Annotated in this window: 1 protein-coding gene; it reads left to right on the top strand. The window is 39.0% G+C overall.

The genetic code is table 11. The annotated features are described in order from the left end of the window. Window positions 1-203: PD-(D/E)XK nuclease domain-containing protein (locus H6A61_RS15505; RefSeq protein WP_204394800.1), on the top strand; the 203-nt coding region annotated here is incomplete at its 5' end. Window positions 204-341: the final 138 nt, after the last annotated feature.

Raw genomic sequence — 341 nt, 5'->3', positions numbered from 1 at the left:
GACGTGTGGACTGCATAGTGGAAACATCAGAATATGTATATATCTTTGAGTTCAAACTGGACGGTACGGCCCAAGAGGCGCTTCAGCAGATAGAGGAAAAAGGATATGCACGTGAATATGCAACCGATAGCCGCAAAGTTTATAAAATCGGTGCATCATTCTCTTCTGAAACCGGAACAATTAGCGACTGGGCAGTAAATTAGCGTTATACATAATTTTTCACATTTATACTAAAGAGGGTGTGTCAAAACTAAAATGACTACTCCCTAAAGTTACAGATTATAACTATAATATTTAAAAGGGGCCGTATCAAACTCTGTATTGAGTAATGATGCGGCCCT

The sequence above is a fragment of the Bacteroides caecigallinarum genome, from assembly GCF_016901995.1.
In the GTDB taxonomy this organism is placed as follows: Bacteria; Bacteroidota; Bacteroidia; order Bacteroidales; family Bacteroidaceae; genus Phocaeicola; species Phocaeicola cellulolyticus.
Note: the sequence above shows the minus strand (reverse complement) of the source record. Positions and strands in the feature narration are given on the sequence as shown.